The organism is Sphingopyxis sp. (genome assembly GCF_965279755.1).
GTDB lineage: Bacteria > Pseudomonadota > Alphaproteobacteria > Sphingomonadales > Sphingomonadaceae > Sphingopyxis.
Window position 1 is genome coordinate 2239978 of sequence record NZ_OZ257261.1, and the last position, 13799, is coordinate 2253776.

Genomic DNA, 13799 nt, shown 5'->3' on the forward strand with positions numbered 1-13799 from the left:
TCAGCTTCCCACTTTCTTGAAGGTTACGATCGCCGCGACGCTCTCGTCGTCATAATTGGGGACGATATCGCGGGTGCCCTTCCGCACCACGCCGTCGGGCCAGCGCACCTGATAGACATAGCGCCCCGAAAGCTGCTTCTCGACCCCCGTCTCGACCTCGGTCCATTTGCAGGCAAAGCGATCCCACGGATCGGGCTTCTTGCGCGTGCAGACCTTGAAGGCGAAGGCGTTGATCAGTAGCACCTCGCCCTGTGGGGGCGATGTCTTGACGATCACCGCGCTGCCTTCGCCTGCGCCGCAGCCGCCGTCGGCGAGCACCTTGGGCAGCTTCGGGGCAAGCCGCTGACGGTTCGCCTCGACCGCCTCGGCCAGCGCGAAATAGGGGTCGGTATAGGTTTCGTCCCCGGCCGTCGCATCCACCGCCGCGGCAGCCGCATCGGCCGCAGCCGCCGCGGCATCGGCCACCTCGATCGCTGCCGCATCGCCCGCCATTCCTTCTTCGGCCGCTGCCGTTTCGGCCTCGGACAACGGCTCGGGTCCATTCTTCGCCTCCTCGATCTTCGCTTTTTCGAAGGCGAGCAGCGGACCGGCATAGACCGCGAGCGGATATTTCATCCGCTCGAACTCGGCGCGCAGGCGGGCGGTCTCCAATGCGACGCCGCCATAGCGTGCGGTCAGCGGATCGGTGTCGTCGAGCCGCACATATTCGGCGTTGCAGTCGATCACGTCATAATAGGGCGGCTCGCCGTCGCCCCAGTCCATCGTCAGCTTGTCGCGCGGGAAATCGGCCATCTGGCCCTCGGCGGCGATGCGGATGTCGTAATAGCCGTCGGGATACCAGCTCTGCGGCGGCACCTTTGCCTCGATCGCTTTCAGGCCCGCCGCGTCGATCGGCTCCTTCGCTGCCGTCGTGACCGGCGAGGCGAGCGCCGCCAGCAGCATCACCATCCGCGCTTTCCGCATCTCAATCCTCCTGTTTCAGCCGTCGCGGCCCGCCGAGCCATCCGGCGACGAGGAGCGCCGCCGCCGCCGTGATCGCCGCCCACGCGCCGCCGAGTATCAGCTTCACGCGCCCGATCGATGCGGCGGTCCACAAGGCCGCGGGGTCATAGGCCGCATCGGCGAGCGCGTCCGATGGCAGGTCGGGGCATTCGCGTTCGAACACCAGCTTCGCATCGGGCGTGCACTCGGTGCCGCGTACCAGCGGCGCGCCATTCTCTCCCGCGATGACATAGGAGGAGGACGCCCAGCCATAGGCACTCGCCGCCCCGAGCAGCAGCGCGAGCAGCGCGCTCTGCACGCCCCGCCGCGTCCACCATTTCGCCTGTCCGCTGCCGATCACCCCGGCCGGAATCGCAAGCGCCAGCAAGGGCGCGATCCAGCCGATCGCCGATCCGGGCGGCGCCAATCCGCCCAGCCAGGCCGCGAGCAGCAGCAGCGCCAACCCCGTGCCGCCCGCAACTGCGCGGACGAACCCGTTGTTCCAGCTCATCCGCTTCGCCCCGCGCGGCTTGCCGGGAATATAGTCGCCCTTCGGTCCCTCGATCAGCATCGCGACGACATCGCTCAGCTTTGCGATATGATCCTCGACCGGTGGCGACAGCGCGTCGAACCAGTGCGGCACGCTCATGAAATATTCGAGGCTGCGTTCGGGGACGACATCCTCGATGCGGAAGGGAAGGATGGGCAGGCCAAGATGGACCGCGCGCTCGACCTCGCGCAGAACCTGCGGCGAGCTGTTGGCATGCTGCGAAAAGACGAGGATGAAGACGCTCGCCGATTTCAGCCCGTCCAGAATCGCCTCGGCCCATGGCGTCCCCGCGACGATATCGCGCGGCGCGATCCAGCAGCGATGCCCGCGCTCTTCGAGCAGCGCACACAGCATGTTCGCGATCGTCCGGTCCCTGGACGAATAGCTGATGAAGACCTGCGGCGGCATAGTCCCTGTTCCCCCGTTGCCACCATGCCGTGCCGCGCGCAGCAGGGCAATCGGCAATGATTGTTACGCGGCGGCAAGGTCGCGACATTCGCGGGCAAGGGAGGGGGGCTATCCGGCGGACAAATAAACAGCCGGAGACTGCCCGATGCACCCCCAAGTCCAGACCCCCGACGCTGACTTCGACGGCGGCTTTGCCGAGGATATGATGGCGCTCGAACGGCTGCGCCTCGGCCGGCGGCGCGCGCTCGGGCTGATGTTTACCGCGGGCGGTGCGGCGCTCGTCGCGGGTTGCGGCGGCGGCAATGCCGAAGGGTCAACCACCACGACCCCGGTGACGGTGACTCCCACGCCGACGCCCACACCAACCCCGACGCCCACCCCGACCCCCACCCCGACGCCGACCTCGACCTGCACCGCCTATGCGAGCGAGACGAACGGGCCTTATCCTGCCGACGGCACCAATAGCTCGTCGGGGTCGACATCGAACGTCCTGACGGTCAGCGGCGTCACGCGCAGCGATATCAGGTCGAGCTTCATCGGATCGACCACCACCGCACCCGGCGTGCCCGTGACCTTCACGATCACGTTGGTCGATGCCAACAACAGCTGCGCACCGATCGCGGGCTATGCGATCTATGTCTGGCACTGCGACCGCGCGGGCAATTACTCGCTCTACAATCTGCCCGCCGAAAGCTATTTGCGCGGGCTTCAGGTGACGGACACCAGCGGCAAGGTCACCTTCACGACGATCTTCCCCGGCTGTTACGCGGGCCGCTATCCGCACATCCATTTCGAGGCCTTCACCAGCGTATCGAACGCGACGAGCGGACGCTATGCGCGACTGATCTCGCAATTCGCGCTGCCGGCGGATGCCTGCACGACGGTCTATGCATCGGCGACCGGCTATACGACCAGCCAGAGCAATTTCCGTTCGACCTCGATCGCCAGCGACAATGTGTTCGGCGACAACAGCTCGGCGCAGATTGCGGTGATGACGATGGCGATGAGCGGCGACATCACCAACGGCTATGCCGCCACCGCGACGGTCGGCCTTGCAACCTGAGATCGCTCGCTTCGCCGTTCGCGACCGCTTCATTCCGGCCGGGCCTTCTGTTAGGCCGGGGGCGAGTGAAGCGAAAGGCGGCGGCATTTTGGACCAGCAGACCCGCGTCCTGATCATCGACGACGATGCGGCGATCCGCGCGCTGACCGCCGAGTTCCTGAGCGGCCACGGGATCGAGGTCGCGACCGGCGCCGGCGCGCCCGACCTGTATGCACAGTTGAAAACCGGCCGCTTCGACGCGATCGTTCTCGACGTGATGATGGCTGGCGAAGACGGACTGACCGCGCTCTCGAAGCTGCCGATCACCGACCGGCCGCCGGTGATCCTCGTCTCGGTGCTCGGCAACGACGTCGATCGCATCGTCGGGATCGAGCTTGGCGCCGACGACTATCTCGCCAAGCCCTTCAATCCGCGCGAACTGCTTGCGCGCCTCCGCGCGCTCGTCCGCCGCAGCCGGCTGCGCGAGTCCGACGCCGGCGGATCGGTGTGGGCGTTCGGCGACTGGCGGCTCGACGCTGCGCAGTGGCAGCTGACCGCGCCCGGCGGTGCGGACGTTGCGCTCACCCCCGGCGAATTTCGCCTGCTCCTCGCACTCGTCGAGCAACGCGGTCGGCTCGTCGACCGCGACCGTCTGCTCGCGGCAACGGGCGGCGAAGAGGCCGATGTCTTCGACCGTTCGATCGACGTGCTGCTCAGCCGCCTGCGCCGCAAGCTTGCCGACCACGGTGGCCGCGACCTCATCCGCACCGTACGCGGCGAGGGATATCAGCTCGCGCTCGCCGCGCATCCGGCCGAGTAACAATGCCGCGCCGGACCATCCTGTTCCGCCTGTCGGGGCTCGTCCTCGCGGCGATCCTGATCATGGCGATGCTGTCGGTCGCAGTGACTTTTTTCAGCCCGCCGCCGTTTCGCCCGCCCGTTCGCACCTCGGACCTGCTCGGCGCCTTCGAACATCCCGCCGAGCCGGCAAAGGGCATGGGAATGCGCGAGGTCCGCTTTACCGATAGCGCGACCCTGCCGCCTCCGAACCAGGGCGAACGCTGCGACGCCGCCTTTTCGGCCGAGGTGGCCAGACTGCTCGCGCGCGATCCCGGCGACGTCCGCCTGTGCGTGACGGCGACGCCGCACGGCCCGCAGGAGGCAGGCTTCCCGCGCGATTTGCGCGACCAATTCTCGCTCGCGGTACGCAGCGGCGCGGGCTGGCGTGTCGCGACCCTGCCGCCGGCGCCGATGATCACGCCCTGGCACATCCGGACGCTCGGCTGGCTCATGCTCGCGGGGATCGTCCTGTTCGGACTTTGCCTGCTCGTCGTGCGCTCGATCACGCGCCCGTTGCAGCAGCTCGCAGCCGACGCGCGCGAGGCGGGGATCGACGGCCCGGCCTTCCGCGACGATCCCGCTGCCCCAGCCGAGGTGCGTCAGCTCGCCGCCGCCATCGACGGGATGCGGCGGCGGCACAGCGCGCTCGTGACGAATCGCGCCGAATTGCTCGTCGGCATCGCGCACGACCTCGGCACGCCGCTTACCCGGCTCGCCTTCCGTATCGAGGGCCTGCCCGATGCAGCGCGCGAGACTGCGCGCGGCGACATTGCCGAGATGCAGAAGCTGATCGCCGCCGCGCTCGAATTTGCGCGCGGGCGCGAGCGGGAGAGCGAGCCCGTCGCGCTCGACATGCTGCTCGCCGACCGGGTCGCGGTTCTCGACAGCGCCGATGCACCGGCGCGCCTGTTGTCCGCCGAGCCGCTGGTCGTCAGCGCCAACCTCGTCGATCTGATGCGCGTGATCGACAATCTGATCGTCAACGCCCAGCGTCACGGCGGCAATGCCGAACTGTCGTTGCAGCGCGCCGGGGCCTTCGCCGAACTCATCGTACGCGATCATGGTCCCGGGATCGACCCCGACGCGGCGTCGCGTCTGTTCGACCCGCTCTATCGCGGCGTCGTCGAGGATGCCGACGGGCGACCAGGCATTGGCTTCGGCCTCGGCCTTGCCATCGTCCAGTCGAACGTCGAGGCGATGCGCGGGACGATCGGCGTCGCCAATCATCCTGAGGGCGGGGCGGTGTTCACGATCTGCCTGCCGCTGATGGCCTGACCGCCGCCACGCGGTCCTGACCCACCCTGACAGGCGGTGGCCCGCCACATCGTCACCGCGCTGCGCGGACGAAGTCCTGGCCATTCCTATTAGCAAACGATTCTCAATAGCAAATCACTTGACCCTAGCATTTTCGCGCCCTAAAGCGCCGCTATTGCGAGTCAGTCGCAAATTTGCAGGGGAAGAAAATTGACTATCCTTCGTTCGTCGTCCGCCACCCGCCTCGCCGCAGGCAGCGCGCTGGGTCTTGCGCTCGCCGCCGCCGCGCAGCCGGCCGTCGCGCAGGACAATGACGGCGAATATTGGCTCGCCCGCAAGACGCAGATCGTCGTCACCGCGACGCGCATCGCGACCTTGGCCGAAGATGTTCCCGCCACCGTCACGGTGAAGACCGACGAGCAGATGGCCGACGAAATGGTCACCGACATCCGCGACCTCGTCCGCTTCGAACCCGGTGTCAGTGTCCAGCGCCAGCCCGCACGCTTCGGTGCCGCGCTCGGCGCGACCGGCCGCGCCGGCAACGACAGCTTCAACATTCGCGGCATCGGCGGCAACCGCGTCCTGATCCAGGTCGATGGCGTGCGCGTTCCCGACGGCTTCAGTTTCGGCGCGCAGGCGTCGGGCCGCGGCGACTATGTCGATCTCGGCCTCGTCAAATCGGTCGAAATCCTGCGCGGCCCGTCGTCGGCGCTCTACGGCAGCGACGGTCTTGCCGGCGCGGTCAGCTTCATCACCTCGGACCCGGTCGATTTCCTCAAGGATGGCAAGAATCTCGGCGGTCTTCTCCGCGCCGGATACAGCAGCGCCGACAATGAATTCAGCGAAACCGCGATTCTCGCCGGGCGCAGCGGCGACTGGTCGGTCATGGCCGCCTATACGCGCCGCGATTATAACGAGCTCGACAACAAGGGCACCAATCCCGGCGTCGTCCTGATCCCCGCGACCGGAACGCTGACCTCGGGTCTCGTCCCCGGTACCGGTCCGCAGCGCACGACGCCGAACCCGCAGGACGGCCGCTCGAACGCCGCGCTGGCACGGATCGTCTATGATCCCGCGAACGGCCACAAGCTGCGCCTGACCGGCGAATATCTGGACACGCATCTTTACACCAACGGCCTCACCGGCGTGACCGCAACGCGCAACGCGCTCGGCGTCGTGACTTCCAGCGTCGACCGGCTCGAAGGCTGGGACAGCGGCGAGCGCAAGCGCGTCTCGCTCGACTGGAGCTGGGAAGGCGAGGGCACGATCGATTTCGCGCGCGTCGCCGTTTACTGGCAGGACGGCGAGGATAATCAATATACCGAGGAAGACCGCACCCCCGCCGTCGACCGCACCCGCCTCAACACGTTCGAGAACCGCGTGATCGGTGCCGCCGCCGATGCCCGCGCGGACTTCGCGACGGGCGCCATCAACCACCGCCTCGTCTTCGGCGGCGACATCAGCCAGACGCGCCAGCAGGGCCTGCGCGACGGCACCGTGCCGCCAGCAGGCGAAGTCTTCCCGACGCGCGCCTTCCCCAGCACCGACTTCACCCGCGCCGGGCTGTTCGTGGGAGACGAAATCTCGATCGCCGACGGTCGCTTGCTGCTCTATCCGGCGGTCCGCTTCGACTGGTACAAGCTGTCGCCGAAAAATGATCCGCTGCTGCCGACCTTCAGCGGCGCCGGGCAAGACGGTTCGCGCCTGTCGCCGAAATTCGGCGCGGTCTTCAAGATCACCGACGAGGTGCGCCTGTTCGCCAATTATGCAACCGGCTTCAAGGCGCCAGAACCCGGCGAGGTGAACCAGTTCTTCGAAAATCTGGCCTTCGGCTACACCTCGGCCCCGAACCCGAACCTCGGTCCCGAACGCAGCGAAAGCTTCGAGGGCGGCGTCCGCTTCAATAGCGATCATGTCAGCCTCGACGTCACCGCCTTCTCGGCGCGCTACAAGGATTTCATCAGCCAGGAAGTGGTGAGCGGCAGCTTCACGCCCGCCGATCCGGCCGTCTATCAATTCATCAATCTCGATCGTGTCCGCGTCAAAGGCGCGGAAGCACGGTTCGAGGGGCGGGCGTCCTCCGGCCTCTATGCGACGCTCGCCCTATCCTATGCCAAGGGCGACGTAATCGACCCCAGCGGAGCGCGTTCGCCGCTTTCGACGATCGATCCGCTGAAGCTCGTGGCCGGCGTTGGCTACCGCGCATCGGATGGTCGTTTCGGCGGTCAGTTCATCATGACGCACAGCGCGCGCAAGGAGGCGTCGCGGACGACGGGCATCTGTACGCCCTCCTGCTTCCGCCCCGATGCGTTCACGATCCTCGATGCGACCGCCTATTTCCGTATCATCGACGGGCTGACGCTGCGCGGCGGTGTCTTCAACATCCTCGACAAGAAATATGCATGGTGGAGCGACGTCCGCGGCCTCGCGTCGACCTCGGCAATCACCGACGCCTATACCCAGCCCGGCCGCAACGCGAGCGTGTCGCTGAGCTATCGCTTCTAAAAACAAGGAAGGACTGCACCGATGAAAAAACCATATCGCTCGATCGCCGCCGGCCTGCTGCTTCTCTCGGCCGCGCTTCCCACTGTGGCGTTCGCGCATCCGCCGATCGCGAAGGAAGACGCCGCCGCCAATTTCGAGCAAGACCGCGCCGATATCCTCGCGATGGCGGGCAACTACCGCGTCAGCTTCAACATGCAGGAATCGACGCGCTGGGATCCGACCTACGAAGTCCTCGAACCCAAGCGTTCGGGCGGCAACGAAGTTGTCCGCGTGATCGAGGATACGGGGCGCGTGATCCGCTTGCAGCATATGCTCGTCATCACCGGCGACGACGACAAGTCGCACATCATCAAGCATTGGCGCCAGGACTGGGAATATGAGCCCGCGAAGGTGCTCGTCTATTCGGACCGCAACCAGTGGACCTGGGAAGATGTGCCCGAAAAGATGCGCACCGGCCGCTGGTCGCAGACGGTCTATCAGGTCGACGACAGCCCGCGCTATGGCGGCTGGGGCCAGTTCGAAACGCAGGGCGGCGTCCGCCGCTGGCGCTCGAACTGGACGTGGCGTCCGCTCGCCCGCCGCGATGCGGTGCGGAAGCCGGTCTATGACCGCTATCTGTCGATCAACCGCCACCAGCCTTCGCCCGACGGCTGGGTCCACTGGCAGGACAATAGCAAGATGGGGACGAAGGACAGCAAGCTCGTCCCGATCGTCCAGGAATATGTCCTCAACACCTATATCAAATATGACCAGTATGACGTGAAGGCCGCCGACGATTATTGGGCCGCCACCAAGGATTATTGGGCCGCCGTCCGTGCCGAATGGGACCGCGTCGCCGCCACCAAGGGCGGCATCGCGATCCAGGAAGAGGCCGAGACCGGCACCGTGATCAGCGGCCGCCTGCTCTCGATGGCCGACGAGATTCAGGACAAGAAACTGACCACCGACAAGGCGATCGCCGAAGCGAAGAAGCTGATCGAGGCGAATACGCGCAAGCTTTGACGACCTTCACCATGTGAAGCCCGGAACTGGGGGCGGCTCCGCAAGGGGCCGCCCTCTATTTTATGTGAGCGTGGCGGCGTGCCATGCAGAAGGTCCGCAGAGCGACCGCGTCATGATAGGCGTTGTGCGGCACCTTGCTGAGCTCGGCGGATGAGAAGCTGACCACTTCGGCCAGCTCGAAACTGACCGCCGAGAGGATCAGCCGCCGCCCGTCATCAGTCGCAAGCAGGCGCGCGGCGTGAACGATATCCTCGGGCCAGTCGGCGACGAGCACCGGATGCGGGTCAGCCGCCAGATAATCTGCAAAGGCGTCCTGCATCGCCGCATAGGCGACGGGCTCGGTCGCGAGCGCGGGAAGCACATGCGCCGCGACCCACGGTGTCGGGTCGCAGCACTGGACCGCCTCGTAAAAAGGCGGCAAGTTGTCGGTTTCGGGAACCAGCGCGATCGAGATCAGATCGCCACCGAAACCGTTGAACTCCGCATCGAGATAATAGCGCAACGCGCTATTTCGCGCGCGCGCCGTCGACGCTCCAGATCCCCGCGCCGCGCGTCGCGACGAACAGGAAGATGAAGCAATAGAGCGCGATCGTCTCGCCGCCGTTGACGATCGGGAAGGGCGCGTTGCTGCCGTGCGCAACCCAATAGCCGACCGCCGACATGCCGCTGGCGATAAAAGCGGCGGGGCGGGTGAACAGGCCAAGGACGATCAGGCCGCCCGCGATCAGCTCGATCGCGCCGGCTGCCTGCAGCATCGGGTTGAGCGGCATCGGGAAGGCGACCGGAAAATTGAAGAATTTCTGCACGCCATGGGCAAGGAACAGCAAGCCGGCCACGATGCGGAGCAGCGCATAGGCCTGTTCGGTAAAGCCATCGAGAAACTTCATGGATCATCCCCCTCTTGTCGAAGACCGGGCGATGCTAGTGCAGCTTGGAAGATGCGAAAAGCGCAATATCCGAAACATAATGTTTCCAGCATCTTGGTGCCGCATCGCGAAAGAATTTGCGCGCGCGGACGATTTTTTCGCGCACGATGTCACATCCTCCGGCCCTGTCTCGTCAAGCCTGTACAACCCACGACAGGAGACACGACATGACCAAGGTAACCGACCCTTTCGCCGCCTCGCCGCAGCTCATGAAGCAGTGGATGGGCGCCAGCCTCGCCGCCGAAAAGGGGCTTGAAAAGAGCCTCGTCGAACTGGTGAAGATCCGTTCGTCGATCCTCAACGCCTGCGCCAACTGCATCAACATGCACACCGCCGACGCCCGCGCGAACGGCGAGACCGAACAGCGCATCTACCTCGTCGCCGCCTGGCACGAAGCCCCGGTGTTCACCGACCGCGAACGCGCCGCGCTCGCCTGGACCGACGCCTTGACGCGCCTGTCGCAGGGGCACACACAGAAGGAAGCCAGGGCCGCGCTCGAGGCGCATTTCACGCCGGAGGAACAGGTGAACCTGACGCTGATGATCAACATCATCAATGGCTGGAACCGCATCGCGGTCGGCTTCGACCTCTGGTACGAAGGCGGCGCCCCCGCAAAGGCCGCCTGATGACGACCGAAGGCATTCAGCCGGGCGACGGCGCGGCGGCGAGTTTCGACCCGCTGCGTCCGCTCCTCACCCGCGTCGCCTATCGCATGCTCGGTTCGGTCGCCGATGCCGAGGATGTGGTGCAGGATGCCTTCATCCGCTGGCTCGGCACCGACCGCGATACGGTGCGCGAGCCCGCGGCGTTTCTTCGCCGCACCGTGACGCGGCTCTGCCTCGACCAGATCAAGTCGGCGCGCGTGCAGCGCGAGACTTACGTGGGCCCCTGGCTTCCCGACCCGCTGGTCGAGGAGGAGGAAGAGGATGATGTCACCCTGCCGCTGATGCTCGCGCTCGAACGGCTCTCCCCCCTCGAACGCGCTGCCTTTCTGCTCCACGACGTCTTCGGCGTCGAATTCGACGAGGTCGCAAAGACGATCGACCGCGATCCCGCCGCGACCCGCCAGCTCGCGGCGCGCGCCCGAACCCACGTCCGCGATGCGCGCCCGCGCTACAGGATGGAGAAAGAACGCGGCCTCGAAATCGCGAACGCCTTCTTCGCCGCGTCGCGCAGCGGCGACATGGGCGCGCTCGGCGCGATGCTCGCGGCCGATGTCGGCATGTGGGCCGACGGCGGCGGCAAGCGGCCGGCGGCGATGGGCGTGGTGACGGGGCACGACATCGTGCTGAAGCTGCACCGCAGCCTCGCCGTCCTGTTCGGAAAATATGGCTCGACCCTCGTCCACACCGGGACGATCAACGGCCTGCCGGGCTTCGTGACTCGCGAGGCCGACGGCGAATTCCAGACCACCGCGCTCGAGATCGAGGACGGCAAGATCACCGCCATCTATGTGATGCGCAATCCCGACAAGCTGAAGCATATGCATTGAGGGCGCGCGCAGAAACGACCGATTGCGGACATCTCGCCGCGTGATAAGCAGCGTTCCATGGCAGCCACATATTACTTTCTATCGGCCCCCAACGATCACGGTGTGTTGGACTGGTTTCGCTCTCAGTCCGAAACGGCAGAAGAACATTCGAACGAGGTGCGAGTGCTGCTGCATTATTGCCAGTTCGGCGCGTTAGCTGAAAACCCCGATGGGAGCTTCGACCCTTCAAGATCACCGATTGTTTCGATCTTCTTCCCGAAGGTTCGGCGAGGCGCGCTTTGGACCGTGGGCGAGGTCCACTTCATTTATAAATCGAAGGAATTTCCTGAACTTGAGCGTCTTCGCAAGCGCTTCCAAGCTTGGATCAATGAAAGCCCAGCAATTTGGGAACGGAAGCATGATGGCCGCGAAGCTTACGGATACTATCTCGATGGCACGGCCAAAAATATTGCGGATGTCGTATTCGCGCTGCCTTCGGGGCTGGCCGCTTACGAAGCCGGACAATATTTCGTTGCCGAATCCGATAATGAAGGGGTTCTAGACCGCGTATGCGGCGCACTCCGACTTCGCGGCATTGATTGCAGCTAGGGCGCGTCCGCTAACCACCCCAAAACTGCCATCATCAAACCCATTTGCCAACGCTGTGTTGCGTATGTAATACGGAAATTCGAGCATGTTCGATTTCCTGAAATCCAAGAAGGCACCGCCTCCGGCCCCGTCGCCCGAACTGCCGGGCGGTCCGTACCCCGACGCCTTCGCGCCGGCCGCCCCGCCGCCTGTGCCCGAAAGCCGGATCCGCAAATGGACGCGCCGTATCTCGCGCGGCTTCGCGATCTTCGCGTTGGTCATGATCCTGCTGATCGGCTGGCTTGCACTCACCGCGCCGCTGTCGAAATCGCTGCAGCCGATCGCGCCGCCCGAAATCACGCTGCTGGCTTCCGACGGCACCCCGATTGCGCGGATGGGGGCGATCGTCGACGCGCCGATTGATGTCGCGAAATTGCCGAAGCATGTCAGCGGCGCCTTCATCGCGATCGAGGATCGCCGCTTCTATAATCACTGGGGCGTCGATCCGCGCAGCGTCGGCCGCGCGGTCTGGTCGAACCTCACCGGCGGACGGACGCAGGGCGGCAGCACGATCACGCAGCAGCTTGCGAAATTCACCTTCCTGACCCCGAAGCGCACCCTCGGGCGAAAGGCGCGCGAGGCGCTGATCGCCTTCTGGCTCGAAGCCTGGCTGAGCAAGGACGAGATCCTCGAACGCTACCTCTCCAACGCCTATTTCGGTGACAACACCTATGGATTGCGCGCCGCGTCGCTCCATTATTTCTCGCGCCAGCCCGAAAAGCTGACCCCGGCACAGGCGGCGATGCTCGCGGGGCTGGTGCAGGCGCCCTCGCGCCTCGCGCCGACCAAAAACCCCGATCTCGCGGCCAAGCGGATGAAGCTGGTCGTCGCCGCGATGGCGGACACCGGCTATCTGACCGCGGCGGAGGCCAAGGGCATCCGCACCCCGCGCATCGACGTCCGCACGCGCAACACGCTGCCCACGGGCACCTATTTCGCCGACTGGGCGCTGCCCGAGGCGCGGCAGCTCAGCGATGTCGGCTATTCGCGCCAGACGATCCGCACCACGCTCGACGCGCGGCTTCAGGGGATCGCGCGCCGTGTCACCGCGCGCGGCGAACTCGGCAAGGCGCAGGTCGCGCTCGTCGCGATGCGCCCCAATGGTGAGGTCGTCGCGATGGTCGGCGGCCGCGACTATGCCGCCTCGCCCTTCAACCGCGTCACGCAGGCGCGGCGCCAGCCGGGTTCGACCTTCAAGCTGTTCGTCTATCTCGCCGCCCTCGCTGACGGCAAAAATCCCGATGACCTGATCGACAACCGCGCGATCGACACCGGGGCCTATCAGCCGAAGAACAGCGGCGGTGTCTATTCGGACACGATCACGCTCGAAAATGCCTTCGCGACCTCCAGCAATGTCGCCGCCGTGCGCCTGTTCCGCGAGGTCGGCGACGACAAGGTGATCCGCATGGCGCGCGACCTTGGCGTGACCTCGCCGCTCGCGAAGGGCGATCCCAGCCTCGCGCTCGGCACCTCCACCATGACCCTGCTCGAACTCACCGCCGCCTATGCCGCGGTCGCGGCGAACAGCTATCCGGTCGTGCCGCACGCCTTTGCCGAAGAGGAGCCGGGCTGGCTCGAACGCTGGGTGTGGGGCCCCGATCATTTCTCGACCCGCGTCCACGACGATATCGAACAGATGCTGCGGGCCGCGGTCAATCGCGGCACCGGCCGCGCGGCGCGCTTGCCGCAGGCCAATTTCGGCAAGACCGGGACCACGCAGGACAGCCGCGATGCGCTGTTCGTCGGCTATGCGAACGGGCTCGTCGTCGGCATCTGGATCGGCAACGACGATAACACGCCGCTTCATGGCGCCGCCGGCGGCGGCATTCCGGCGCGCATCTGGCGCGATTTCATGATGCAGGCGAGCGGCCGCGCCGCCACCCCGGTCAAAAAGGCGCCGCGCCCCGCCGACCCCGCCGGCCCGGTCCAGCCGCTCGACATTCCCGACATCCCGGAGGTTCCGATCGCCGACAAGACCAGCGTCGGGGTGAAGGACGGCAATGCGGTCATCACCACCGAGATCGGCGGGACGAAAATCGACCTCAGGCTGCCGATCGGCGACCGGCCGCCGACCGCGCCACCGGCGCAGTCTCCGCCAGCCCCCGCGCAGCGATAGATACGCGAAATTTCGCTGTCCTACTTCGGCGAGCGGCGATACCGTCCGTCATCATT

Annotated in this window: 13 protein-coding genes; 9 read left to right on the top strand and 4 right to left on the bottom strand. The window is 65.8% G+C overall.

All coding sequences use genetic code 11. The features are described 5' to 3' along the window. Both ACQY80_RS11035 and ACQY80_RS11040 read right to left on the bottom strand, forming a co-directional pair. Complete coding sequence (locus ACQY80_RS11035) at window positions 1–963, bottom strand: hypothetical protein (protein WP_428679318.1); 963 nt, start codon at window positions 961–963, stop codon at window positions 1–3. A gap of 1 nt (window position 964) precedes the next feature. Continuing rightward, window positions 965–1939 carry a toll/interleukin-1 receptor domain-containing protein gene (locus ACQY80_RS11040; protein ID WP_428679320.1) on the bottom strand — a complete coding sequence of 325 codons (975 nt, stop codon included), beginning with the start codon at window positions 1937–1939 and terminating at the stop codon, window positions 965–967. Between the two features lie 145 nt (window positions 1940–2084). Here ACQY80_RS11040 and ACQY80_RS11045 point away from each other — a divergent pair, with 145 nt between their 5' ends. The 5 genes from ACQY80_RS11045 to ACQY80_RS11065 all read left to right on the top strand — a co-directional run bounded on the left by ACQY80_RS11045 (window position 2085) and on the right by ACQY80_RS11065 (window position 8582). Continuing rightward, complete coding sequence (locus ACQY80_RS11045) at window positions 2085–3002, top strand: intradiol ring-cleavage dioxygenase (RefSeq protein ID WP_428679323.1); 918 nt, start codon at window positions 2085–2087, stop codon at window positions 3000–3002. An 88-nt stretch (window positions 3003–3090) separates the two neighbouring features. Then, window positions 3091–3801, top strand: a complete 711-nt coding sequence (locus tag ACQY80_RS11050) for a response regulator (protein ID WP_428679326.1) — start codon at window positions 3091–3093, stop codon at window positions 3799–3801. A gap of 2 nt (window positions 3802–3803) precedes the next feature. Further along, complete coding sequence (locus ACQY80_RS11055; RefSeq protein ID WP_428679329.1) at window positions 3804–5096, top strand: sensor histidine kinase; 1293 nt, start codon at window positions 3804–3806, stop codon at window positions 5094–5096. Between the two features lie 189 nt (window positions 5097–5285). Further along, window positions 5286–7580: a TonB-dependent hemoglobin/transferrin/lactoferrin family receptor gene (locus ACQY80_RS11060; protein ID WP_428679331.1), complete on the top strand. Its 2295-nt coding sequence runs from the start codon at window positions 5286–5288 to the stop codon at window positions 7578–7580. Between the two features lie 21 nt (window positions 7581–7601). Further along, complete coding sequence (locus tag ACQY80_RS11065; RefSeq protein ID WP_428679334.1) at window positions 7602–8582, top strand: DUF6607 family protein; 981 nt, start codon at window positions 7602–7604, stop codon at window positions 8580–8582. Between the two features lie 55 nt (window positions 8583–8637). Here the strand turns inward: ACQY80_RS11065 and ACQY80_RS11070 are convergent, their stop codons facing one another. Further along, the gene (locus ACQY80_RS11070) at window positions 8638–9084 is read right to left on the bottom strand and encodes a hypothetical protein (RefSeq protein WP_428679337.1); all 447 of its coding nucleotides are present in this window, start codon (window positions 9082–9084) and stop codon (window positions 8638–8640) included. Between the two features lie 4 nt (window positions 9085–9088). Continuing rightward, window positions 9089–9469 (bottom strand): DoxX family protein, encoded by a 381-nt coding sequence (locus tag ACQY80_RS11075; protein ID WP_428679339.1) that lies wholly within the window; start codon window positions 9467–9469, stop codon window positions 9089–9091. A 206-nt stretch (window positions 9470–9675) separates the two neighbouring features. On the opposite strand from ACQY80_RS11075, the gene ACQY80_RS11080 reads away from it, so the two are divergent. The 4 genes from ACQY80_RS11080 to ACQY80_RS11095 all read left to right on the top strand — a co-directional run bounded on the left by ACQY80_RS11080 (window position 9676) and on the right by ACQY80_RS11095 (window position 13743). Continuing rightward, on the top strand, window positions 9676–10134 hold the full coding sequence (locus ACQY80_RS11080; RefSeq protein ID WP_428679341.1) for a carboxymuconolactone decarboxylase family protein: 459 nt from the start codon (window positions 9676–9678) through the stop codon (window positions 10132–10134). After that, window positions 10134–11000, top strand: coding sequence for a sigma-70 family RNA polymerase sigma factor (locus ACQY80_RS11085; protein WP_428679343.1), 867 nt, complete (start codon window positions 10134–10136; stop codon window positions 10998–11000). The genes ACQY80_RS11080 and ACQY80_RS11085 overlap by 1 nt, the downstream gene beginning before the upstream one ends. A gap of 57 nt (window positions 11001–11057) precedes the next feature. After that, window positions 11058–11588, top strand: coding sequence for a hypothetical protein (locus ACQY80_RS11090; RefSeq protein WP_428679346.1), 531 nt, complete (start codon window positions 11058–11060; stop codon window positions 11586–11588). A gap of 85 nt (window positions 11589–11673) precedes the next feature. Further along, window positions 11674–13743 (top strand): transglycosylase domain-containing protein, encoded by a 2070-nt coding sequence (locus tag ACQY80_RS11095; protein WP_428679348.1) that lies wholly within the window; start codon window positions 11674–11676, stop codon window positions 13741–13743. The last annotated feature ends 56 nt before the right edge of the window (window positions 13744–13799 follow it).